Origin of the sequence: Jidongwangia harbinensis (assembly GCF_020216025.1) — a bacterium.
GTDB classification, from domain to species: Bacteria; Actinomycetota; Actinomycetes; order Mycobacteriales; family Micromonosporaceae; genus Actinoplanes; species Actinoplanes harbinensis.
Genome location: NZ_JAIWNC010000057.1, coordinates 1 through 22,412 on the forward strand (window position 1 = coordinate 1; position 22,412 = coordinate 22,412).

The window sequence follows — 22,412 nt, forward strand, 5'->3', positions numbered from 1 at the left end:
GGTTTCCGCGGTGGTGCATCTGGCGGGGGTGCTGGATGACGGGGTGGTGACGTCGTTGACGCCGCAGCGGTTGGCGCGGGTGTGGGCGCCGAAGGCCGCCGCGGTGCAGGTGTTGGACGAGGTGTTCAGCGAGGTGTCGGCGTTCGTGGTGTTCTCCTCCGCGGCGGGGGTGTTCGGTAACCCGGGCCAGGGCAGTTATGCGGCGGCGAACTCGTTCATGGACGCGGTGGTGGCCAGGCGTCGGGCCGCGGGCCGGCCGGGGGTGTCGCTGGCCTGGGGTATGTGGGACGAGTTGGGGATGGGCACCGGCCGGGGGACCGGTCTGAGTGCCGAGCAGGGTCTGGAGTTGTTCGACGTGGCGTTGAGCAGCGACCAGCCGCTACTGGTCCCGACACGCCTGGATCTGAAGGCGGTGCCGCGTGACGCGGTACCACCGCTGCTCCGTTCCCTGGTCCGGGCCCGTCCCACCCTGGCTGGTAGCGGTGACGCGGGACGTTTCACCGGCCTGGACGACACCGAACGCCAGGCGGCGTTGGTGCAGCTGGTCCGGCAACAGGCCGCGGCGGTGCTGGGCTATCCCGACAGCCGTGGTGTCGGCGCGCAGCAGACCTTCACCGAGCTGGGTGTGGACTCGCTGACCGCGATCGACCTGCGCAACCGCCTGCAGAACGCGGTCGGCGTGCGTCTGCCGGCGACGTTGGTGTTCGACTACCCGACGGCGCAGACCCTCGCCGAGTTCCTCCTCGACAAGGTCAGCGGCGGCCCCGGCAAGCAGATCACCACCCGCACGATGCGCACCGACGACGAACCCGTGGTCATCGTATCGATGGCCTGCCGGTTCCCCGGCGGGGTGTCCTCGCCGGAACAACTGTGGGACCTGGTGCGTGACGGTGTGGACGCGGTCGGTGAGTTCCCGGCTGACCGGGGCTGGGCCGACGTCTACGACCCCGACCCGGAGCATCCCGGCACCAGTTACACCCGCCACGGTGGCTTCCTCTACGACGCAGGCAACTTCGATCCGTCGTTGTTCGGGATGTCTCCGCGTGAGGCGCTGGGCACGGATCCGCAGCAGCGGTTGTTGCTGGAGACGGCGTGGGAGACGTTCGAACGCGCCGGCATCGACAGCGCGTCGCTACGCGGCTCAGCGACCGGGGTGTTCACCGGCGTGATGTATCACGACTACGCCGACCTGCTGGTCGACACCGCCGAAGCCGAAGGCACGGTCGGCTCCGGTGCCACCGGCAGTGTCGCGTCCGGCCGACTGTCCTACACCTTCGGACTCGAAGGCCCCGCGGTCACCGTCGACACCGCCTGCTCATCGTCGCTGGTGGCACTGCACCTGGCAGTCCAGGCCCTGCGCTCGGGTGAGTGTGACCTGGCCTTGGCCGGTGGAGTCACCGTCATGGCGACCCCGGCGACGTTCGTCGGGTTCTCCCGCCAGCGTGGCCTGTCGGTCGACGGCCGGTGCAAGGCGTTCTCCGACAGCGCCGACGGTGTCGGCTGGGGTGAAGGCGCGGGTCTGCTCCTGGTCGAGCGGCTCTCCGACGCCCGGCGTCACGGGCACCCGATCCTCGCCGTGGTGCGGGGCAGCGCCGTCAACCAGGACGGCGCGTCGAACGGTCTGACCGCGCCGAATGGTCCGTCGCAGCAGCGGGTGATCCGCCAGGCGCTGGCCAACGCCGGTCTGAACCCCGCCGATGTGGACGTGGTGGAGGGTCACGGCACCGGCACGTCGTTGGGTGATCCGATCGAGGCGCAGGCCCTGTTGGCCACTTACGGTCAGGAGCGGGAGACGCCGCTGCGGTTGGGGTCGGTGAAGTCGAACATTGGTCACACCCAGGCCGCCGCCGGTGTCGCCGGCATCATCAAGATGGTCATGGCACTGCGCCACGAGCAGCTCCCGGCCACGTTGCACGCCGGGCAGCCGTCCTCACACGTGGACTGGGACTCCGGCGCGGTGAAACTGCTCACCACCCCGGTGCCGTGGGACCGTCACGACCGCCCCCGCCGGGCGGGTGTGTCGTCCTTCGGGATCAGCGGCACCAACGCCCACACCATCATCGAGGAACCACCTGCGGTGGAACCGGTCACCGAGCCGGCCCGGGGACTGCCGGCCGTTCCGGTGCTGCTGTCAGCACGAGACGAAGCCGCCCTGGCACTGCCGGAACACGTCGACCTGAACGTGGCATACACCCTCGCGACCGGCCGGACCGCGCTACCGGTGCGGAGCTACGCAATCAACGGAGGCGAGGTCGCGCCACCGGTCCGGGCGGTTGAGCAGAAGACGGCGTTGTTGTTCACCGGTCAGGGTGCGCAGTGGCCGGGCATGGGCCGCGACCTGTACGACAGCTATCCGGTGTTTGCGGACACGTTCAACGAGATCTGCGCGCAGTTCGAGTTGCCGTTGCTGGACGTCGACGAGCAACTGGACCAGACCCGGTTCACGCAGGCGGCGTTGTTCGCGTTCGAGGTCTCCATGTTCCGCCTCCTGCAGTCCTGGGGTGTGCGGGCCGATGTGCTGATCGGTCACTCGATCGGTGAGGTCGCGGCGGCCTACTGCGCCGGGGTGTGGAGTCTGGAGGACGCCTGCCGTCTGGTGGCGGCGCGGGGCAGTCTGATGCAGGCCCTGCCGGCCGGTGGGGCGATGATCGCGATCCAGGCCACCGAGGCCGAGTTGGCCGGCGTGGACGTGGACATCGCGGCGGTGAACGGTCCGCGGTCGGTGGTGATCGCCGGACCGGTGGAGAAGGTGGAGGCGGTGGCGGCGAAGTTCGCCAAGACCCGCCGTCTGGATGTCTCGCACGCGTTCCATTCCTCGTTGATGGATCCGATGCTCGACGAGTTCCGGTCGGTGGTCGCGACGTTGACGTTCCACGAGCCGTCGATTCCGTTGGTGAAGGATGTGACGGACCCGGAGTACTGGGTGCGGCACGTCCGGGACACGGTCCGGTTCGCCGACGACGTCGCGGCGGCGGAGGCGACGGCGTTCCTCGAGATCGGCCCGGACGCCGCGCTGATTCCGGCGGTCGCGCAGCTCCGCGACGACGCGGTACTGATCCCGGTGTCGCGCAAGGACAACACCGACGTGGTCAGCGCGCTTTGCCGGTACTGGGCGGCGGGCGGCACCGTCGACTGGACCGCGTTCTTCGCCGGGACCGGCGCCAAGCTGGTCGAAGCACCCACCTACCGATTCCAACGCCAACGCTACTGGCCCGCCCCGGCCCGCCGGGCGGCCGACGTGGCGGCGGCCGGACTGGCCGACCCCGAGCACCCGCTGCTCGGCGCGGCGGTCACGGTCGCCGGTGGGGGAGGTCTGCTGTTCACCGGCCGGCTCTCACTGGCCGACCACCCGTGGCTGGCCGACCACCAGATTGCCGGCGCCGTCCTGGTGCCGGGCACTGCCCTGCTCGAACTGGCTATGCGCGCGGGCTACCAGGCGGGCGCCGACATGGTCGACGAGCTGACCATGCAGACCCCGCTGAGTCTGCCGGCCGAGGGCGCGGTGCTGGTGCAGGTCGTCGTGGGGGCGTCCGGGGAGGACGGCCACCAGCCGATCGGCATCCACTCACGGCCCGACGACGGCAACCCGGACGCGGAGTGGACGCTGCACGCCGGAGGCTGGCTCAGCCGTGGTGGCGCGGAGCGGATGCCGGCCACGATCACCGAGTGGCCCCCGGCGGGCGCGGACGAGGCCGACCTGACGGGCCTCTACCCGGGTCTGGCCAAGCACGGGTTCGCGTACGGTCCGCTCTTCCAGAATCTGCGGCGGGTCTGGCGCGGCAGCGCGGGAGAGATCTACGCCGAGGTCGCGTTGCCGCAGGCCGGGGACGACGGCTTCGGTCTGCACCCGGCGTTGTTCGACGCGGCCCTGCACGCGCTGGTGTTCGGCACGGGCGAGGGGCCGGCCGAGCCCAAGCTGCCGTTCTCCTGGGAGGGCGTCCGTCTCTATGCCACCGGCGCCGAGACCCTGCGTGTCACGCTCACGCCCACCGGCGACAACGCGGTCGCGCTGTACGGCGTGGACCCGGCGGGCCAACCGGTCGTCAGTGCGTCCGGGCTGCTCGTTCGCACGTTCGCACCCGCGGTGGTGGGCCGGTCCGGCCAGGGCACCGGAGACACCCTTCTGCAGGTCGACTGGATCCAGATGCCGGACGCGCCGCACGGGGACCCGGCCGCCTGGCAGATGACCCGGCCCGCCGACGCCGAGCAGGCCCTGGCCATCGTGCAGCAGTGGCTCGCCGTCGACGACGAACGGCTCCTGGTGATCGCGACGCGCGACGCGGTGCCGGCGGGGGAGACCGTGCCGGATCCGGCGGCCGCGGCGGTGTGGGGGCTGGTGCGCTCCGCACAGTCCGAGCAGCCGGGACGGTTCTTGCTGCTGGACACGGACGTCGCGGGTGGTCACCAGGAAGCGGTGGCGGCGGCGGTCGGCGCGGGAGAGTGGCAGGTGGCGGTGCGGGACGGCCGCTACTACGTCCCTCGCCTCCGGCGGGCCGGCACCGGCGACTCCACCGTCGGATTCGGTTCGGGTGCGGTGTTGCTGACGGGTGCTTCGGGTGCGTTGGGTGGTTTGGTGGCGCAGCATCTGGTCGCGGCGTATGGGGTGCCTGAGCTGGTGTTGTTGTCCCGGCGTGGTCGGGTGGCGGAGCTGGATGAGCGGTTGGTCGCTGCGGGTGCGCGGGTGCGGTGGGTTGCTGGTGATGCCGGTGATCGGGAGCTGCTGGAGACCCTGGTGGATGGGGTTTCCGCGGTGGTGCATCTGGCGGGGGTGCTGGATGACGGGGTGGTGACGTCGTTGACGCCGCAGCGGTTGGCGCGGGTGTGGGCGCCGAAGGCCGCCGCGGTGCAGGTGTTGGACGAGGTGTTCGCCGAGGTGTCGGCGTTCGTGGTGTTCTCCTCCGCGGCGGGGGTGTTCGGTAACCCGGGCCAGGGCAGTTATGCGGCGGCGAACTCGTTCATGGACGCGGTGGTGGCCAGGCGTCGGGCCGCGGGCCGGCCGGGGGTGTCGCTGGCCTGGGGTATGTGGGACGAGTTGGGGATGGGCACCGGCCGGGGGACCGGTCTGAGTGCCGAGCAGGGCCTGGAGTTGTTCGACGCGGCTCTTCGGCACGACCGGGCGTTGCTGGTGCCGATCCGGTTGGACCTCACCCCGGTCGCCGCCGAGCAGGTCCCGCCCCTGCTGCGCGGCCTGGTTCGGGTGGCGCCGGGGCGCAGTGCCACGGCTGAGAGCGCTGCCAACGTCACCGACCGGCTCACCGGGCTCAGCGCCGACGATCAGCACGCCGTCCTGCTCGACCTGGTCAAGCAGGTGGTGGCCCGGCTGCTCGGCCATCCCGGCCCGGAGGCGGTCACCGCCGACGACGGATTCGTCGAGCAGGGCGTCGACTCGCTGGCCACCGTGGAGCTGCGCAACAGCCTCTCCCGGGCGACCGGTCTGCGGCTCTCGGCGAAGCTGGTCTTCGACCACCCCACGCCGAGCCTGCTGGCGCACCACCTGCGGGCGGAACTGGCCGTTCCGGAGGAGGTCGTCACCGGGCGCCACGACCCGGAGGACTCGGTCGCCGAGTTCTACCGTGCGGCCTGCGCGGACGGCCGGTTCGACGAGGCGCAGGAACTGCTCAAGCTGGTCGCCGAGATCCCGCCCAGCCCGGGCACGTCCCTCGACTCGCTGTCCAGCCTGTACGGGCGGCTCAGCGAGGTCGGCCGCTACGGTGAAGGCATCGAGCTGCTGATGACGGTGTCCCGGCTGCGGCCCACCTTCGACGACGCCGCGCAGGTCACCGTGCGCGGCGATGCGGTGCCGTTCGCCGAGGGCCCGGACGAACCCGCCCTGGTGTGTTTCTCGCCGCCGAACGTGTTCGCCGGCCCGCACCAGTACTACCCGTTCGCGAACGCACTACGTGGCCGGCGGTCGGTGTCGGTCTATACCGCGCCCGGATTCCGGCGGGGCGAGCTGTTGCCCGCCAACCTCGAGGTGATGGCCGAGTTGCAGGCCGAGGCGGTTCTGCGCAGGCACCCCGGGGATGAGCCGTTCGTGCTGACCGGGGTCTCCTCGGGCGGCTGGCTGGCCTACGAGACGGCCGCCCGTCTGGAGCGATTGGGCCGCCCGCCGGCCGCGGTCGTGCTGCTGGACACGTACCTTCCCGGGGTGCAGCAGGTCGTCCGGCTCAGCGCGGGCTGGCTCCGCGAGGGCTACGACCGCGCGGACGACTACAACTACCTCGACGGTCGCGGGCTCACCGCCACCGGCTGGTACATGCGGCTGTTCGGCTCGTCGTGGACGCCGTCGCCGATCCAGGCGCCCACGTTGCTGGTGCGGGCCACCCAGCTGGTCGGCGCGGACACCACCGGCGACGAGGGTGACGACTGGCAGTCCACGTGGGAGTTCCCGCACAGCTGCATCGACGTCCCCGGCGACCACTTCACGATGATGGACGCGCATGTGTCGACGACCGCCGATGCGGTCGACACGTGGATCCGGGAGAACCTCACGTGACGCCGATCGACTGACCGCCTGCACGTCAAAGGCCGGCGGGAAGCGTGTCGCGCTTCCCGCCGGCCCTGGCGCCCCGCCGGACCGCCGTCAGCGACGGGCCGGAGCGGCTGCGGTGATCGTCGTGACTGCTTCGGCGATCTCGCGGTTGACCGCGGCCTGCTGCTGAGCCAGGAAGAAGTGCCCACCCGGCAGGGTGACCAGCCGGCACGGTCCGGTGGTGTGCTCCGCCCAGGCCGCGGCTTCGGCGGCCGTGGTGAGCGGGTCGGCGTCGCCGGTGAGCACGGTGATCGGACTGTCGATCCGGCGCCCCGGCTCGCACCGGTAGGTCTCGATCGCGTGGTAGTCGTTGCGGATCGCCGGCAGGCTCATCCGCAGGATCTCGTCATCGGCGAGGACACCGACGGCGGTGCCGTTGAGGCGCTTCAATTCGGCGATCACCCCTTCGTCGTCACGCTGGTGCACCGACTCGTTGCGGATGCACGACGGAGCGCGCCGTCCCGAGGCGAGGACCGCGCCCGGTCCGTCGCCGGCCGCGCCCGTTCGCCATGCGGTTTCGAAAGCGAGCACAGCACCCATGCTGTGCCCGAAGAAGACGGTGGGTTTGGGGGTGAGCTTCTGGAGTTCCTCCGTGATCCGGTCTGCCAGAGTCTCGATGTCGGGGATCATCGGCTCGTGCCGGCGGTCCTGACGTCCCGGGTACTGCAGGGACACCACATCGGCCTGGCCCGCGAACCGGACAGCGACCGGCTGGTAGAAGGTCGCGGAGCCACCCGCGTGCGGAAAGCAGATGATGCGGACCGAGCTCGCGCCGTTCGGGCGGTAGCGTCGAATCCAGGGTGTGGTGGCGTCGTCGGCGAGCGTCACGGTCAGCCCTCTCTGATCGGAAGCTTCGAGTGCATCCGATTCTGGACCGGCTTTCCCCTAAGCCTTTCTAGATCTTTCCCTAGCGTTTCGTTCGGCGGAGGCTGGCGCGTTGGTCCACCACCTACGCTGCGACCGTGTATTCGACGATGCCGGAGGCGGCGAGATGATGACCCGGGTGGGCTTTGCCGGGACCCGGAACGGTCGTCGCCCTCATCAATACGTCGTAGGGCACTTCGGCCGACGAAGCATCAACCAATCGGTGGATTGCGGAGCCGTACACCGGCTGTTGAGCCCGGCGTCCCACCCGACGATACTCGACTGATGGCGATCATTGAGGTAACCAACTTCCGGAAGGTCTACGGGTCTACCGTTGCCGCGGACGACGTGACCTTCTCCGTTGAGGAGGGTGAGATCTTCGGCATTCTGGGGCCGAACGGCGCGGGCAAGAGCACGACTGTCGAGGCCATCGCCGGCCTGCGTAAGCCCGACGGCGGGAAGATCGTGGTCCTGGGCCGCGATCCGGGCGACCCGAGCCTGCGCAAAGAGGTGGGCGTGCAGCTCCAGGAGAGTGAGCTGCCGGAGAAGATGACCGTCCGGGAAGCGTTGGAGCTGTTCAGCACGTTCTACCCCAAGCCGGCGGACTGGCGGCAGCTGGCCGCCGAACTCGGCATCGACGCCAAGCTCAACGCCCGCTTCGGCAAGCTCTCCGGTGGCCAGAAGCAGCGACTGTCCATTGCGCTCGCTCTGATCGGCGACCCGGAGATCGCGATCCTGGACGAACTCACCACCGGTCTCGACCCGTCGGCTCGCCGGGACACCTGGGACCTCATCGAATCCGTCCGGAACCGGGGCGTCACCGTCCTGCTGGTCACCCACTTCATGGAGGAGGCCGAACGGCTCTGCGATCGCATCGCGGTCATCGACCGAGGTCGTGTCGTCGCCCTGGACACTCCGCAAGGGTTGATCGCGCAGGTGTCGACCGAGCAGCGTATCCGCTTCCGTCCGTCGGAACCGCTCGACGACGCGCTCCTGACCGGGCTGGCCGAGGTCCGCGAGGTGCGCCACCACGGCCCGACGGTCGAGGTGATCGGCGTCGGCGACGTGCTGCAGGCGGTGACCAGCGTGCTGGCCGTGAACAACATCATCGCCGCCGAGCTCCGGGTGGAGCAGGCCAACCTGGACGACGCGTTCGTCCAACTGACCGACCGCAAGCTCGCCGCCAACGGCTCCGACAACTGAGGAGATCACCATGAACGTGTTCGTCAAGATGGTCTCGTCCGAACTCAAGTTGTCACTGCGGGAGCCCCTGCTGCTGTTCTTCTCCTTTGCGTTCCCCACGATCCTGATCGTCATCCTGGGCAGTATCCCGTCGTTCCGGGAACCCTCCGAGGAGTACGGCGGCCTGCGCACGATCGACCTGTACGTGCCGATCGCGCTTGCGCTGATCCAGGCCATGCTCGGCCTGCAGTCGACGCCCCAGGTGCTCGCCACCTACCGGGAGAAGGGGATTCTGCGCAGGCTCGCCACCACGCCGGCCCACCCGATGGCCCTACTCGGTGCGCAACTCGTGATGAGCCTGCTGACCGCGGTCGCCTCGGCGGCCCTGGTGCTGATCGTCGGCCGGTTCGCCTTCGACGTGCCGTTCCCACGGTATTTCCTCCTGTTCACGCTCTGCTTCATGCTCAGCGCCGCGGCGGTGTTCTCGGTCGGCATCTTCCTCGCCGCCGTCGTACCGAGTGGCAAGGCCGCTGCCGGCATCGGCGGTCTGCTGTTCTTCCCGCTGATGTTCTTCGCCGGACTCTGGGTCCCGCGCCAGAACCTGCCCGACGTGTTGAACCGGATCGGCGACTTCACGCCGCTCGGCGCCGGACAGCGGGCCATCCAGGAGGCGGCCGCGGGCACCTGGCCCGCCGCGATCGCCGTTGCCGTGCTGGTGGGCTACGTCGTGGTCTTCGGCCTGGCAGCGGCGAAGCTGTTCCGCTGGGAATGACGGATGAGCGAGACGACTGACGGTGACGGCGCGGAGCGGTCCGGATGGCTCGAACGCGTGGTGCGCCCGCTGCCGTACCTCACGTTGATCGGTTCCACGGTTCTGGTGCTCCTCGCCGGTGAAACCGCGTTGCCGCTGCCGGTCACCTTCGTGGTCGTCGCGCTCACGGCCGGCTGGATGCTGTGGTTCGTCACGCTGCACCCCGAGTGGGTGCAGCGCCGGGCGTTGATGGCAACGTTCTTTCTCGGCCTGCTGGTCCTGATCGCCGTGCTGATCCTGTGCAGCCCGCTGTACGGGTTCTTCGCGTGGACCGGTTATCTGTTCGTCGTCACCACCCTGCACCGGCGCTGGACGCTCGGCGGGGCGGCCGCCGTGGCGGTCCTGACCGCGGTGTCCCAGACCCACGGCTATCCGGCACTGCTGGACGGCGAGAAGGTGGTCACGTTCGCGATCGTGCTCGCCTTCAACGTCAGCATCGCGACGGCCATGACGTTCCTGGCGATGGCCTCGGACCGGCAGGCCGCGCGCCGGCAGCGGCTGATCACCACGCTCGGGGAGTCCAACGTCCGGCTGGAGAAGGCCCTGCGGGAGAACAAGGGTCTGCACGCGCAGCTGTTGACCCAGGCGCGGGAGGCGGGCGTCCTGGACGAGCGACAGCGCCTGGCCGGTGAGATCCACGACGTCATCGCCCAGGGGCTGACCGGGATCGTCACCCAGCTGGAGGCGGCCGAGCAGGCCGGGGACCGGAGCCAGCACATGTACGCGGCGCGCCAGCTCGCCCGGGACAGCCTCAGCGAGGTCCGCCGGTCGGTGCAGGCGCTGTGCCCGCAACAGCTGGACACGGCCGAGCTGCCCGAGGCGCTGACCGCCGTCGCCGGCCGTTGGTCCAGCCTTCACGAGGTCGCCACGGACGTGATGACCACCGGTACGCCGCGCCCGCTCAGCGCGGCGGTCGAACTCACCCTGCTGCGGACCGCGCAGGAGGCACTGGCCAACGTCGCCCGGCACGCGGAGGCGTCCCGGGTCGCCGTCACCCTGTCGTACATGGACGATCTGGTGTCCCTGGACATCCGTGACGACGGCACCGGATTCGACCCCGGCCGGCCCCGCGTCGCACGCCACGACGGCGGGTTCGGCCTCGCGGCCATGCGCGAGCGCGTGCAGCGGATCGCGGGAACGCTGGCGGTCGAGTCGGAGCCCGGCGGCGGCACGGCGATCTCCGCTCTGGTGCCGGTCGCGCCGGCGCTGGTGAACGGGTGAGGGGAGGGCGGCGACCGGACCGATCGGTTCGGCCACCGCCCGGAGATGTCAACCCGACGCGATACCGTCGGTGCCGCAGACAGACCTGCAGAATTGCCTCGCGCCCATCCCGTAAATCAGTTTTGACCGGTCACGTCAATAGCGTCCGCAGTCGTTTGCCCGCCCGCAACCCGGCGTTTCCGTCTCAGCCGTCGGCCGGCCCGGTCGTCTGCAGATCACGCCCCATTCAATCAGACACCTCAAACGACACGACGGATACTGATGGCTAAGCCTATTAAGCCGTCGATGGATGCGCCACCCCCTATCGCCGCGGATGATCTAGGGGTTTTACCCATGAACGGCACTGGCCACCATTACGTTGGTCAACACGATGCGTTGGTTCAGGCGAAGAGAAGGCGAGAGCGCCTCCATGGAAAGCGTTTTGATGCAGGACGAAGGCCATTTTGACGAGAAACTGAACGCGGGGAGGCAGGCTTCGGAAGCCGTCCTCGGCTCCGGTGACGCGGTGCTGCCGGATGAGGCTGCCCGCCACCTCGGGGAGGCCGGTGTCGGCGTCGCGCAGCTCGACCGGACCCTCACGATCGAGCACGCGAACCAGGACTTCTTCCGGCAGTTCGGCAGTTCGGCGACCGAGCTGTGCGGCCGTGACTTCCGGGAGCTGGTGCACCCCAGCGTGCGACGGCCGGTGGTGCGGCGCTTCGCCGGTCTGCTCGACGGCAAGCAGCACCGGTTCAGCAGCCGGCTGATCGGCGTACGCCCGGATCAGTCGCCTCTCACCGGCACGCTGACCGGGATGGTCGTCCGCGGTGACGCGCCCGACGCGACCGCCGTTCTGGTGCTGGTCCACCCGCAGGACGAGGTGGCCGACGAGGCCCGCGTCATGATTCCGCAATCAAAACTGTTCGGCCAGGTCGATGCGCAGATCCTCGAGGGCATCGCGGCCGGCCAGTCCACCATCTCGCTGGCCTCGCGCCTCTATCTCAGCCGGCAGGGCGTGGAATATCACGTCAGCGGCCTGCTGCGGAAGATGCGGGTGCCCAACCGCGCCGCCCTGGTTTCCCGGGCGTATTCGATGGGCGTGCTCACGGTCGGCATCTGGCCGCCGAAAGTCATCCACGAATACGTCAAATAAGAACCGTGGTGGCGGTCAGGACGAGCCCGTTCCGGACCATCCACCGGCCGTTCAACCCGGTGAGCGGAGGGCCGCCGTCAACCCGGTCGCCCGGCACCAGTAGAGTCGCGGCGAATGTTCCCGCCACCGGGTCGACGGTGAGATCTGCGCCCTCGAAATCGAGCATCCGGCGGGTCAGCGGAAACCACGCCTTGTAAATGGATTCCTTGGCGCTGAAGAGCAGGCGGTCCCAGCAGACCTGCGTGTCGAATCCGGCCAGCGTGCCGAGTCGGGGCCGTTCGGCGGGCACGGTCACCGCCTCGAGAATGCCCGGCGGGAGCGGCTCGTTCGGCTCGGCGTCGATGCCCAGACTCACCGGTTCGCCGCGGCGTGCAACGGCGGCGCCGCGGTAACCGGTGCAGTGGGTGAGGCTGCCGATGACGCCGTCGGGCCACACCGGCTCGCCGCGCGGGCCACGCGGGATCGGTGCCGGCGCGATACCGAGCCCGGCGAGGGCCTCCCGGGCACACCGGCGGGCGGTGACGAACTCGCGACGCCGGGAATCGACGGCCCGCGCGACGTAGGACTCCTCGCCCGGGAAGGCGGCCTCGCCGCCGTGGTCGCCGAACGCCTCGGCGACCACGACGCCGGCCGGGAGCAGATCGTTGATCATCGTACGGCCGCCGCGACGTCGAGCACCGTGCGGAGAGGCCGAGGATGCTCGCCGCGCCGTGGTCGCCACTCGCGGGGGTAGCCGAGCGAGACCTCTTCGAAGCGGACGCCGTCGTAGTGCGTCGTACGGGGGATGTGCAGGTGGCCGTAGACGGCGACGTCCGCGCGGAACCGCACGTGCCAGTCGGCGGTGCGATCGGTGCCGCACCACTGGGCGAACTCGGGGAACCGCAGAACCTCCGTCGGCTGCCGCACCAGCGGCCAGTGACTCACCAGCACGGTGCGCTGATGACTCCCGATCGCCTGCAGCCTGCGCTCGGTCTCGGTCACCCGGGCCCAGCACCAGGCCTCCCGGCTCGGGTACGGGTCCGGGTGCAGCAGCATCTCGTCGCTGCACACCACCCCGGTGTCGTAGGCGCGGCGCAGCGACTCGTCCTTGGTCCGCGCCCCCGGCGCCCGGAACGAGTAGTCGTAGAGCACGAAGAGCGGCGCGATCGTGATCGGGCCGCCGGTGCCCTCCCAGACGGCGAACTCGTCCTCGGGCGTGAGTACGCCCAGGTCACGGCACGCGTCGACCAGTTCCCGATAGCGGTGCTCACCCCGGGTACGTACCGGATCCTGCGGGTGGGTCCACAGTTCGTGGTTTCCGGGCGCCCAGATGACCTTGGCGAACCGCCGGGCTAGAGCCGCCAGCGTCTCGACGACCTCGCCGAACAGCTCGCCGACGTCACCGGCGACGATCAGCCAGTCCTCGTCGGAGGCGGGACGCAACCCGTCGACGACGCGGCGGTTCTCCGCGTAGGCGACATGAAGGTCGCTGACGGCAAGTAGGCTACCGGCGTTCATGATCCGCACGCTATCCAGTCAGCGGCCCGACGAACAGCCGAGAAAGTCCTCCTGCGCCGTCTCTAAGGGAATCACCTGTTCTGGCGACGCCGCCCAAGGCCCGGTACCTCTGCTCCGTGTGGCGCGACGTTAGCCGCCCGGCCGCGGTGCCTGGTCGCACCACATTCCTAGGTCTGCGGGACCTACCCTCACCGTTCCGGGCCTTGGCACACTGGCTACATGGCCGAGACACACCCCTACGCTCGCGAACTGGGCGGCTTTCTGCGGGCCCGCCGCAGTCGGCTACGCCCGCAGGACGTGGGCCTGGAGCCGGGTGGCAGGCGCCGGGTGACCGGCCTACGTCGCGAGGAGCTGGCTATGCTGGCCGGCCTGAGCACCGACTACTACCAGCGGATGGAGCAGGGCCGGGAGGTGCGTCCGTCGGACGACGTGCTGGACGCGATCGCCGGCGCGCTGGGCCTGGACGCCGAGGAGCGTCGACATCTGTTCACACTGGCCCGCGCGGCGCGGCGCCCGGCGCCGGTCCGAGAACAAAGTGGCGAGCCTGAGCAGGTTCCCGAGCGCACCCGCCGGCTGCTGCAGGTGATCGCCGCTCCGGCACTGGTGCTCGGCCGGCACCTCGACGTGCTTGCCTGGAACGACTTGGCGGAGGCGCTCTTCGGTGACGCCGGCGCGTACCCGCCTGGTCGCCGCAACATGCTCCTGCTGATTTTCGACGATGCCCGGGATCGGGCGTCGCGGTGCGAGCAGTGGAAGCAGCAGGCTTTGGCCTATATCGCCATGATGCGCGCCGCGGTCGCCACCGATCCCACCCACCCGCGCGCCACCGCGGTCGTCGGCGAGCTGAGCATCCGCAGCTCCGAGTTCCGGCGGCTATGGGCCCGGCACGACGTCCGGGAGTCGGTGAGCGGCACCAAGACGTTCCGAACCCCCGAGGTCGGCGACATCGTCCTGGACTGGGACACCTACCCGCTACCGGCCAACCCCGGGCCGGTGCTGCTGGTCTTCACCGCCCAGCCGGGCAGCGCGGACGCCGAACGCCTCCACCTGCTGGCATCTCTGCATGCCACCCGGGCCACCGAGGGGTCACCGCGATACCACCGGTGGTAAGTCCGACCGGGCGAGGCGATCGCACGCAGCAGGTCACTTCACCCCGCGAATGCCCCCACCGACGCCTGTACGGCGATCCGGGACACCGCGCCGGCATGCTCCGTCCCCTCGTTCACGCCACCGAACGGCGCGGCGCTCGCGATCGCCGCGTCCGCTCAGTAGCTCCGGGAGACACGAAGTTCGTTCGTCGCCGCGCGCGCACCCGGCCCGCACATCGTGGAATGCCATCCGCACCGGCACCTGACGGGTGCCACGGCGACGCCTGCCGGCGTCAGGCAGGGATGAGCTTCTCGGCCCAGGTGTACTCGACGTAGGTGCTGGGAGGCCCGCTCATCGTGCCGAACACCTGCCAGGACGCCTCGGCGCCAGGGGTGTAGCGGAAGATCTTGTCGCCGGGCCGGTTGTCCACGAAGACCCGCGTGGTGCCGTCGGCGGAGCGCAGCCTCGCCTCAATGGCGAAGGTCGCGGAATCGAGGATGTCGAGACACACCTCGTACGTGAAAGCCTGCGGTCCGGAGATGTTGTAGCTGTGCCCGTCCACCCCCGGTCGCTGGACGTTGGTGGGAACGTAGCTCGCAAGCTTCCGTGTGTACTGGGCCGAGGTGCAGTCGACAACATCCGCCGCGCCGGCGGGAGCGACGCCAGTGAGTGTGGCGCCGGCGACGCCGGCAGCGACGGCAAGGCGAATCCATCCTTTCATGCGACACCGCCGATGGTCCGGCCGTCGTGTCCCGCGTTCGCGCCGGTAGCGAAGGCCACCTGTCCGGAAAGGTATGTAGTCATGCCGCGATGCTAGGTGCCCGGGAGCGGCGTCCGGACGTAATGCGTTTCCTAGGTCTGCCGGACCTACCCTCTCCTCCGCGGGCGACGGCACACTAGGCCGTGTATCGAAGTGGGAGACGGGCTGCCGCGTGATGAAGCGGGGGACCGGAGCTCCGCCGGACGCCGGCCATCCTTTGTGGAGACCCGAGGCGCCACGTTCGCCATCACCTTCACGTCGTCCAGTAACGGGAACAGGTTCGTACTGTCCCGGTGACAATCTTGAGCGTTCTCTCGACGGGAGACTTGTCCATGGTGGAGCAGAGCCGACGGGCGGCTGAGACGCTGAGCAGACGAGCGCTGCTCAGCAGAGCCGGCCTGGCAGGCACGGCGGCGGCCGCCGCGGGGTCACTCCCGGCAGCCGAGCCGGCGGCTGGAGCAGACGTTGCCGTTCCGGAGCGGACGCTGGCGCCCGGGCCGGCTCAGCTCACCCTGCGAGTGAACGGCCGGCCGTACCCGGTAGACGTGGAGCCGCGGACGACGCTGCTCGACGCGTTGCGCGAGGAACTCGGGCTGACCGGCACGAAGAAGGGCTGCAACCAGGGAGCGTGCGGCGCGTGCACGGTGTTGGTGGATGGCCGGCGGGTGAACTCGTGCCTCACGCTGGCCGTCATGCAGCGCGGTGCCGAGATCACCACCATCGAAGGGCTGGCCGATGGTGATGGTCTGCATCCGGTGCAGCAGGCGTTCCTCGAGCACGACGCATTCCAGTGCGGGTACTGCACACCCGGGCAGATCATGAGCGGTACGGCGGTGATCGCAGAGGGGCACGCCGGCTCACCGGAGGAAGTGCGAGAGTGGATGAGCGGGAACATCTGCCGATGCGGCGCGTACCCCAACATCGTCGCCGCCGTGTGCCATGCGGCGAGGGACGGCCGGCGATGAGGCCCTTCTCCTACACCAACGTGAACACGGTGCGTTCGGCAGTGCAGCTGGTGTCGGCGGACCCGGACGCCATGTTCATCGCGGGCGGTACCGAGATGGTGAACCTCGTCCGTGAAGGTCAGCTTGCGCCGGACCATCTCGTGGACATCGGCGCCCTGCCGTTGCACCTGACCCGCGCCGGCGCCCGTGGGTTGCGTATCGGCGCGCTGGCGCATGAGGTGCAGGAGCATCCGGTCGTGCGCCGCGGGTACCCGGTGCTGTCGCAGGCGCTCCTGGCCGGAGCGTCCCCGCAGGTGCGCAACATGTTCACCGTCGGGGGCCGCCCGCAGCGCGGCCTCATACCGGGGTCGTACGTTGCCTCAGGGGACAGGACGGAGCGGCTACCAGCCGCCGGACGGAGGTAGGCGTGCTGCGGGAGATCTGGCCATTCGTGGAGGCGCACCGGAACGCCGGTCGCGCGGTCGTGCTGGCCCGCCTGGTGGATCGTGATGGTCCCGGACCGCGGCCGCTGGGCGCGACCATGGCGGTGGCCGCCGACGGCACCTGGTCGGGTTCGTTGTCCGGCGGCTGCGTGGAGGGCCAGGTGCTCGAGGTGGCCCGCGCGGTCCTCACCGGCACGGCCGCGCAGGTGATCACGGTAACGCCGGGAGCAGAGCTGTTGCCGTGGGAGGAAGCTCCGGTATGCGCCGCCGAACTGCGCGTCCTCGTGGTGCCGGCCCCGGACGATCCGATCCGCACGGCGATCACCGCCGCGCTCCGCGACGACCGCCGTCTCGCCGTACGCGTGCAGCTGAACCCGCCGTTCGAATGGGCGCTGGCAGCGGAACCGATCGCGGGAACCTTCGTCGACGAGCTGTGGCCGCGACCTCAGCTCATCGTGGTCGGCGTCACCGACCTGGCCGTCCAACTGGCCACGTTGGCCCACCGGCTGGACCGGGCGGTGACTCTGGTGGACCCCCGGCCGTCGCACGTCGACTCGGGAGGCTGTCCGCGGTCTGTCGCGGTGGTCCGGGCCTGGCCGGACGAGTGGATCACCGGTCGGCAGTTCGGCGCCAGGGACGCCGTCGTGGTGGTGACCCACGATCCGCGCATCGACGACGGCGCCATCCGCGCCGCCCTGACCAGCGGCGCAGGTTATGTCGCGGCGCTGGGTAGCCGCGCTACCCACGCACAGCGCCTGCGGCGGTTGTCCGGCACCCCGGGTCTGGACCGTCTGACCGGGCCGGCCGGGCTCGATCTGGGCGGCGAGTCTCCGGCGGAGACCGCGTTGTCCATCCTCGCGGAGCTCGTCGCGGTCCAGAACCGGCGTCCCGGCCACCGTCTCCGCGACGGCAGACGCCCGATCCGCGCCACCACGCAGGCCGCGTGAGGGCTCAGCGCCTCCCGGCGGAAACGGCTGGCCGGGAGGCTCGGCGACGGGCCGGGTCGGATCGACGTGGGCATGGCCGGATCCCGCGCCATTGGCGGCTCAGGTGGCCCGGTGACCGTCTTCGTCGGAGGCCGCCTGGCCAGAGAGACAGTTCAGAGCCGACTTCAGAAACTCTTCCACCAGACTGTTGTCCTCGACCGGGCGGGTCAAGATTACGGCCTGACAGGGCGGGATGCCGTCGATCGGGATGGTGATCAGATCTGGGCGGATGGGGGCGGTGTGATCGCCGCGCGGATGCATGGCGACGGCCTTACCGCTCGCGATCAACTCGAACTTGTCCTGGACGGTGTGCACGGCTGGGCCGGCGAGGCGCCGGCCACCATCCGGGCGCTCCGGCCACCAGAAGGCCAGCCATTCCGTGGAGGCGCCCGGAACGTCGAAGTTCACCATTGGTTCGTCGGCGAAGTCGGCCATTGTGACCGAAGTTCGCCCTGCCAATCGGTGGGAGACGGGAACCACGAGCACCCGCGGATCGTCGTAGAGCACCGTGACGTGGCAATTCTCTATCGGTAACGCCAATGGCTGCCATGCGACCACCACGTCCACCCGGTGTTCCGCCAGGGACCGGCCGTCCTCCCACGTCAGATAGCGAGTGTGAATCTCGGCGTCGGGGAAGCGCTCGCGCAGGTCGCGGACCGCCGGGGTGATGATGAAGCCGGGTGCGTAACCGATAGTGAGCGTTCCTGAGGTGGCGGCGGCCCGAACGTTCCGCACGGCGTGGCGGGCGACCCCCAACAAGTCGTTCGCCTGCGCGAGGAAGACCCGACCGGCGGGGGTGAGCCGGCTGCCATGGGCATTGCGCTCGAACAGCCGGACACCGAGCTGCCCCTCGAGACGCTGGATCTGACGACTCAGCGAAGGTTGCGCGACGCGCAGCTCGGCGGCAGCCCGGCCGATGTGCTGATGTTCGGCGACGACGGTGAAATACCGGACCAGCCGCAGGTCGAGATCCACCATAGCTGCCGATTGTAGCGAGTTCCACAACATGCGCTTCGTGCATAAGGCGGATACGGAACAGGTCTTGGACGCGTACGTCCGGGCACTCGTACCGTCTTTTCATGCATTCCTTATGCAGAACCGGGACGTTATTTCCTGACGAACTGAGACCGCGTACCGGTCCAGGCATCGCCGGCCCGCGCGCCGGCTACCCGCGAGGCCACTAGGCCGGGCGCGTCGACCTTGCTCATCTCGCCACGTGGGACATCGGTCGTGCGGCTCAGCGTCGGCGACTGCGGGGGCGGAGGCCGACGCTGAGCAGCTCCGACGGCAGCGGACGGCAGAGCGCTCCGAGCCGTGACCGGGCGCGCTCTTGGGGGATCTGCCAGGCCCAGGATGGCAAGAACCAGGGTTTGAGTCGCATCTGGGGTTCTCATTGTCTGCCCGATAACGACAGCGCCGGAGAGGATGACAAGGCGATTTCATCACGGCGTTTAAAGAAGGTGCGATCGCGGATGCCAGGCTTGACCGATTTTGGCCCGAACGCGCAGCCGCCCTCGGCGACCATCGCTTCCGGGCTCATACCCAAACTGACCCTTCTGGTCGCGATGAGTGAGCGCGGCAATCTGAGTGCGGCGGCGGACGCGGCCGGCGTGCCGCAGCCCACGGCCAGCCGTTGGTTAGCGGCGCTGAGCCGGATGGTGGGTGTTCCGCTGACCCGCCGGGCCGGCCAACGGGTCGAGTTGACCGCGGCCGGCCGTGCGCTCGCCGAAAGCGTCCGCACGGCTCACTCGGTGATGGCCGTCGGCGTCGCTCGGGCCTACGAAGCCGCTGATCCGGGTCAGGGGCAGGTGCTGTTCGGCTTTCTTCGTACCCTGGGGGTGAGTCGTGCTCCGGAGCTGCTGCGTGGTTATCGGCTGGCGCATCCGCGGGTCCGGCTGACGCTGGTGCAGGCTGCTCACGAACAGCTGGTGGCGGCTTTACACGATGGCACGGTCGACGTCGCGCTCAGTGTGGTGCGGGCGACGGATTCCGAGGTCGTGGCGGTGGAGATGTTCAAGGAGCCGTACGTGCTGGTGATGCCGGCCGGGCATCGGCTGGCTCGGCATGAGTTCGTGCGGTTGCACGAGTGCCGTGACGAGAGCTTCGTGGGGTTGTCGCGGGGTATCGCCATGCGCCGCAGCGTTGACGACCTCTTCCTCGCGGCGCGGGTACGCCCGCGATATGTGTTCGAGACCGAGGAGGTGGAGACGGTCCGGGGTCTGGCGACCGCGGGGGTCGGGGTGGCGGTGTTGCCGGCCCGGCATGGTGGTCCGCTCTCCGGATCGGCCGAGGTACCGATCGCGCCGCGTGCGTATCGGCATATCGGGTTGCTGACGTCGAGGCGGCGCACGCTGGAACCAGCCGCGGAAGGATTCCGCCGCTGGGCGATGCGGCACTCCACCAATGGCCTCAGCTCGGCGCCGTTGGCACTGAATATGCCCGCCAGGCGCTGACGGCTCAGCTCGGGCGAGACCCGGCCGGTACCGCCTCATCACCGCTCCCGGGTTGTCCGCTTGAGGGTATCCGACTATGCATGCGGGCCCGTGACTCTCGTATTTTCGCAGGTCCGGCCGAGCAGCGGCAGGGGAGCCCGCATCCCGGAGAGCGTGCTGACGCTATGCATGGCCGACTCGGCAACCTAGCGTCCCGCCTGATCGGCGGCGTTCGAACATTCGTCGCGAAATACCTGATGGAGGCGGACATGGATAAGGACTCGGGGTCGGGCGAAGCGGCCGGCCCGCACCTACGGCGTCGGTCACTGCTGGGCGCGGCCGCGGGTATCGCGGCCGCCGGAGGAGTCGGCGTGGCCGGCGGGCCGGCCCGGGCGGAGGCGGCGGCGCGGCCGGAGCCCTCTTTCGCTCCTGGGCGGTCTGTCGTGTTCCGCAACGCGACAGTGGTGACCGGCGATCCGCGGCTCGGCGTGCGTTACGAGAGCGACGTTCTGGTCATCGGGGGCACGGTCCGGGCGATCGGCCGGAACTTGAGTGTGCCGGGCGACGCCGCGGTGATCGACGGGCGCGGCGCTATCGTCATGCCCGGCATGATCGACACCCATCGGCACATGTGGCAGACGGTCATCCGTGGGCTGGGCGCCGAGTGGACCATCGCCAACTACTTCGGCTGGATCTACGAGCGCTGGGCCAGCTTCTGGCGGCCCGAAGATCTGTACGCCAGCAGCCTGCTGTCCATGGCGGAATCCATCAACGCGGGCGTGACCACCACCGTGGACTGGTCACAGGATCTGCGCAGCTACGACTATGCTGAGGCCGCCGCCGAGGCGCTCTTCGACTCGGGCGCACGGGCCCGCCTGGCCTACGGTTACTCGTTCATCCCACCGCAGGACTGGGTGCTGAAGGGCGACGTGGCCCGGCTCCAACGAGAGCGATTCTCTTCGAACGACCAGCTCGTCACCCTCCAACTGGCGTGGGACGGCACCGGAACCGAACGGGCGTTCCCCGAGCGTCCGGCCTGGGAGTTCGCCCGCGCGCACCACCTGCCGGTGACGATGCACTCGGGGGTGCGCAACTGGATGGCCGACGAGCAGATCCTGAATCTGCGCGACAACGGCTTCCTGTTGCCAACCAACACCTATGTGCACTGCGGCACGATGTCGGAGAGCAACTACCAGTTGATCGCCGATTCCGGCGGCACCGTCTCCATCGCCGCCGAGAGCGAGCTCAACGCCGGCCAGGGATATCCGCCCACCGGGCGCATCCGCGCCCATGGCATTCCTGTCTCGCTGTCGAGCGACACGCAGGTGTGGTGGAGCGCGGACATGTTCGCGGCCATGCGCGCGACCCTGAACGCCGACCGAGGCATCGACCATTATCGGGCGCACGGGCAGGGCAAGACGGTCGTCAACAACAACCTGCGCACCCAGGATGTGTTGCACTTCGCAACTCAGGGCGGCGCTGACACCCTCGGTGAGAGCGCACGCCTTGGCTCGATCACTCCCGGCAAGTTTGCCGACCTGGTCATGGTGCGTGCGGACACCCCGTCGATGGTCCCGCTCATCAATCCTGTGCATCAGCTGGTCTTTCACGCCCAGCGCGGCGAGGTCGACACCGTCATGGTCCACGGCCGCGTCCTGAAGCACGACGGCAGATTGCTCGGCGGCCTGTTTCCTCGGGCCCGTCGGCTCGCCGAGGCCAGCATGAACCATCTCCGCGACCGGATCGGCGAACAACAGTGGAGCCAATCGCAGGACCCTCCGCCGTTCGAGATGGGCTGATGCGGGCGCGGCGGTTCCGGTGCCGTCTCGGGCGGAACCGGAACCGCCGCCGGGCGAGTGATTGCGCCAGCGGGTGCCGGTTCGCGGCGGCCATGGTGGTGACCTCCTGGCGGCGTACGCGCCGACTGCGGCGCTTCTACCCTTAAGAGGCCGAACCGGACATCCCAGGCTTGCCGGGACCCGGCCGTCGGTGCCCTCGGTAACGCTCTGGTGGTCGTTGAGGCTGGCGGCCGGTCACCCGGCCGGGCTCGGGTCCTGTTGTTCATCAGCGCATGGCGGGACCGTGTCCGCCCGGAGAGCGTGGCCTCATCCTGGGCCTGAACCGGCGTACCCCCGGTCCGCGCCGCGAGGACCGGGCGCTGATCGCCGGAGTGAGCGAGGACTACATTCCGCCGGCCGGGCGGGTCCCAGGCAGGTGACGCCGACGTTGTCCACCTGCGATTTGGCTGCCGGCCGCTACCCGGACATCATCGTCCTCCCGGCTTCCCGTTCGGACTGGTGCGCCGGCGATCCGGGGCGCGGAGGGAGGGTCGTGGCCCCGTGATCCCGTCCGATGTGGACGCGATGTCCGTCTCATCCGATTGAGATGCAAATTTTTGTCCAATCACCTCGTCCGGCCGCCTTGTTTGGTGGGCTAAAGGGGAAGGCCTGGTGCCTTCATGGATACATGTGCCAATTCGTTAACGACGATTTCATGGATCTCCGGCATTGTGGCGGCTT

The 22,412-nt window shown here is 69.5% G+C and carries 17 protein-coding genes; 12 read left to right on the forward strand and 5 right to left on the reverse strand.

Annotated features, from left to right (window positions below):
* On the forward strand, nucleotides 1–6,496 hold a 6,496-nt coding region (locus LDL48_RS40365; RefSeq protein ID WP_255630320.1), incomplete at its 5' end, for a type I polyketide synthase.
* A gap of 87 nt (nucleotides 6,497–6,583) precedes the next feature.
* Here LDL48_RS40365 and LDL48_RS40370 read toward each other — a convergent pair.
* On the reverse strand, nucleotides 6,584–7,360 hold the full coding sequence (locus LDL48_RS40370; RefSeq protein WP_225260475.1) for a thioesterase II family protein: 777 nt from the start codon (nucleotides 7,358–7,360) through the stop codon (nucleotides 6,584–6,586).
* Nucleotides 7,361–7,681: 321 nt separating this feature from the next.
* Between LDL48_RS40370 and LDL48_RS40375 the strand changes: the two genes are divergently transcribed.
* The 4 genes from LDL48_RS40375 (at nucleotide 7,682) to LDL48_RS40390 (ending at nucleotide 11,742) form a co-directional block, all read left to right on the forward strand.
* Complete coding sequence (locus LDL48_RS40375) at nucleotides 7,682–8,599, forward strand: ABC transporter ATP-binding protein (protein ID WP_225260476.1); 918 nt, start codon at nucleotides 7,682–7,684, stop codon at nucleotides 8,597–8,599.
* Between the two features lie 10 nt (nucleotides 8,600–8,609).
* Nucleotides 8,610–9,350, forward strand: coding sequence for an ABC transporter permease (locus LDL48_RS40380; protein WP_225260477.1), 741 nt, complete (start codon nucleotides 8,610–8,612; stop codon nucleotides 9,348–9,350).
* Nucleotides 9,351–9,353: 3 nt separating this feature from the next.
* On the forward strand, nucleotides 9,354–10,610 hold the full coding sequence (locus tag LDL48_RS40385) for a sensor histidine kinase (RefSeq protein ID WP_225260478.1): 1,257 nt from the start codon (nucleotides 9,354–9,356) through the stop codon (nucleotides 10,608–10,610).
* A gap of 409 nt (nucleotides 10,611–11,019) precedes the next feature.
* Nucleotides 11,020–11,742, forward strand: a complete 723-nt coding sequence (locus tag LDL48_RS40390; RefSeq protein WP_225260479.1) for a helix-turn-helix transcriptional regulator — start codon at nucleotides 11,020–11,022, stop codon at nucleotides 11,740–11,742.
* On the opposite strand, the gene LDL48_RS40395 is transcribed toward LDL48_RS40390, so the two are convergent.
* The gene (locus tag LDL48_RS40395; protein WP_225260480.1) at nucleotides 11,735–12,394 is read right to left on the reverse strand and encodes a 4'-phosphopantetheinyl transferase family protein; all 660 of its coding nucleotides are present in this window, start codon (nucleotides 12,392–12,394) and stop codon (nucleotides 11,735–11,737) included. The two genes, LDL48_RS40390 and LDL48_RS40395, sit on opposite strands and share 8 nt — an antisense overlap.
* The gene (locus LDL48_RS40400; RefSeq protein ID WP_225260481.1) at nucleotides 12,391–13,239 is read right to left on the reverse strand and encodes a metallophosphoesterase family protein; all 849 of its coding nucleotides are present in this window, start codon (nucleotides 13,237–13,239) and stop codon (nucleotides 12,391–12,393) included. Before LDL48_RS40400 ends, LDL48_RS40395 begins: the two co-directional genes overlap by 4 nt.
* 219 nt (nucleotides 13,240–13,458) lie before the next feature.
* Between LDL48_RS40400 and LDL48_RS40405 the strand changes: the two genes are divergently transcribed.
* A complete protein-coding gene (locus LDL48_RS40405; protein ID WP_225260482.1) occupies nucleotides 13,459–14,349 on the forward strand; it encodes a helix-turn-helix domain-containing protein in 891 nt (296 codons plus the stop codon).
* Nucleotides 14,350–14,620: 271 nt separating this feature from the next.
* Here LDL48_RS40405 and LDL48_RS40410 read toward each other — a convergent pair whose 3' ends face one another.
* Nucleotides 14,621–15,049, reverse strand: a complete 429-nt coding sequence (locus LDL48_RS40410) for a hypothetical protein (RefSeq protein WP_225260483.1) — start codon at nucleotides 15,047–15,049, stop codon at nucleotides 14,621–14,623.
* A 524-nt stretch (nucleotides 15,050–15,573) separates the two neighbouring features.
* Here LDL48_RS40410 and LDL48_RS40415 point away from each other — a divergent pair.
* From LDL48_RS40415 to LDL48_RS40425, 3 genes are read left to right on the forward strand one after another with little or no spacing between them, the layout of a single operon-like run.
* Complete coding sequence (locus tag LDL48_RS40415) at nucleotides 15,574–16,053, forward strand: (2Fe-2S)-binding protein (RefSeq protein WP_372472303.1); 480 nt, start codon at nucleotides 15,574–15,576, stop codon at nucleotides 16,051–16,053.
* Nucleotides 16,050–16,457, forward strand: coding sequence for an FAD binding domain-containing protein (locus tag LDL48_RS40420; protein ID WP_225260484.1), 408 nt, complete (start codon nucleotides 16,050–16,052; stop codon nucleotides 16,455–16,457). Before LDL48_RS40415 ends, LDL48_RS40420 begins: the two co-directional genes overlap by 4 nt.
* Nucleotides 16,458–16,459: 2 nt before the next feature.
* Nucleotides 16,460–17,422: an XdhC family protein gene (locus tag LDL48_RS40425; RefSeq protein WP_225260485.1), complete on the forward strand. Its 963-nt coding sequence runs from the start codon at nucleotides 16,460–16,462 to the stop codon at nucleotides 17,420–17,422.
* Nucleotides 17,423–17,521: 99 nt separating this feature from the next.
* Here LDL48_RS40425 and LDL48_RS40430 read toward each other — a convergent pair whose 3' ends face one another.
* Nucleotides 17,522–18,439 (reverse strand): LysR family transcriptional regulator, encoded by a 918-nt coding sequence (locus LDL48_RS40430; RefSeq protein ID WP_225260486.1) that lies wholly within the window; start codon nucleotides 18,437–18,439, stop codon nucleotides 17,522–17,524.
* Nucleotides 18,440–18,831: 392 nt separating this feature from the next.
* Between LDL48_RS40430 and LDL48_RS40435 the strand changes: the two genes are divergently transcribed.
* From LDL48_RS40435 to LDL48_RS40445, 3 genes are all read left to right on the forward strand, one after another.
* Nucleotides 18,832–19,914 (forward strand): LysR family transcriptional regulator, encoded by a 1,083-nt coding sequence (locus LDL48_RS40435; RefSeq protein ID WP_225260487.1) that lies wholly within the window; start codon nucleotides 18,832–18,834, stop codon nucleotides 19,912–19,914.
* Between the two features lie 164 nt (nucleotides 19,915–20,078).
* Nucleotides 20,079–21,692: an amidohydrolase family protein gene (locus tag LDL48_RS40440; protein WP_225260488.1), complete on the forward strand. Its 1,614-nt coding sequence runs from the start codon at nucleotides 20,079–20,081 to the stop codon at nucleotides 21,690–21,692.
* A 272-nt stretch (nucleotides 21,693–21,964) separates the two neighbouring features.
* Complete coding sequence (locus tag LDL48_RS40445; protein WP_225260489.1) at nucleotides 21,965–22,111, forward strand: hypothetical protein; 147 nt, start codon at nucleotides 21,965–21,967, stop codon at nucleotides 22,109–22,111.
* Nucleotides 22,112–22,412 lie beyond the last annotated feature (301 nt).

Excerpts from the sequence above, each read along its gene's own strand:
- LDL48_RS40375 (WP_225260476.1), top strand. The coding sequence starts at position 7,682 with ATGGCGATCATTGAGGTAACCAACTTCCGGAAGGTCTACGGGTCTACC.
- LDL48_RS40380 (WP_225260477.1), top strand. The coding sequence starts at position 8,610 with ATGAACGTGTTCGTCAAGATGGTCTCGTCCGAACTCAAGTTGTCACTG.
- LDL48_RS40385 (WP_225260478.1), top strand. The coding sequence starts at position 9,354 with ATGAGCGAGACGACTGACGGTGACGGCGCGGAGCGGTCCGGATGGCTC.
- LDL48_RS40390 (WP_225260479.1), top strand. The coding sequence starts at position 11,020 with ATGGAAAGCGTTTTGATGCAGGACGAAGGCCATTTTGACGAGAAACTG.
- LDL48_RS40395 (WP_225260480.1), bottom strand. The coding sequence starts at position 12,394 with ATGATCAACGATCTGCTCCCGGCCGGCGTCGTGGTCGCCGAGGCGTTC.
- LDL48_RS40400 (WP_225260481.1), bottom strand. The coding sequence starts at position 13,239 with ATGAACGCCGGTAGCCTACTTGCCGTCAGCGACCTTCATGTCGCCTAC.
- LDL48_RS40405 (WP_225260482.1), top strand. The coding sequence starts at position 13,459 with ATGGCCGAGACACACCCCTACGCTCGCGAACTGGGCGGCTTTCTGCGG.
- LDL48_RS40410 (WP_225260483.1), bottom strand. The coding sequence starts at position 15,049 with ATGAAAGGATGGATTCGCCTTGCCGTCGCTGCCGGCGTCGCCGGCGCC.
- LDL48_RS40420 (WP_225260484.1), top strand. The coding sequence starts at position 16,050 with ATGAGGCCCTTCTCCTACACCAACGTGAACACGGTGCGTTCGGCAGTG.
- LDL48_RS40430 (WP_225260486.1), bottom strand. The coding sequence starts at position 18,439 with ATGGTGGATCTCGACCTGCGGCTGGTCCGGTATTTCACCGTCGTCGCC.
- LDL48_RS40440 (WP_225260488.1), top strand. The coding sequence starts at position 20,079 with ATGCATGGCCGACTCGGCAACCTAGCGTCCCGCCTGATCGGCGGCGTT.
- LDL48_RS40445 (WP_225260489.1), top strand. The coding sequence starts at position 21,965 with ATGGCGGGACCGTGTCCGCCCGGAGAGCGTGGCCTCATCCTGGGCCTG.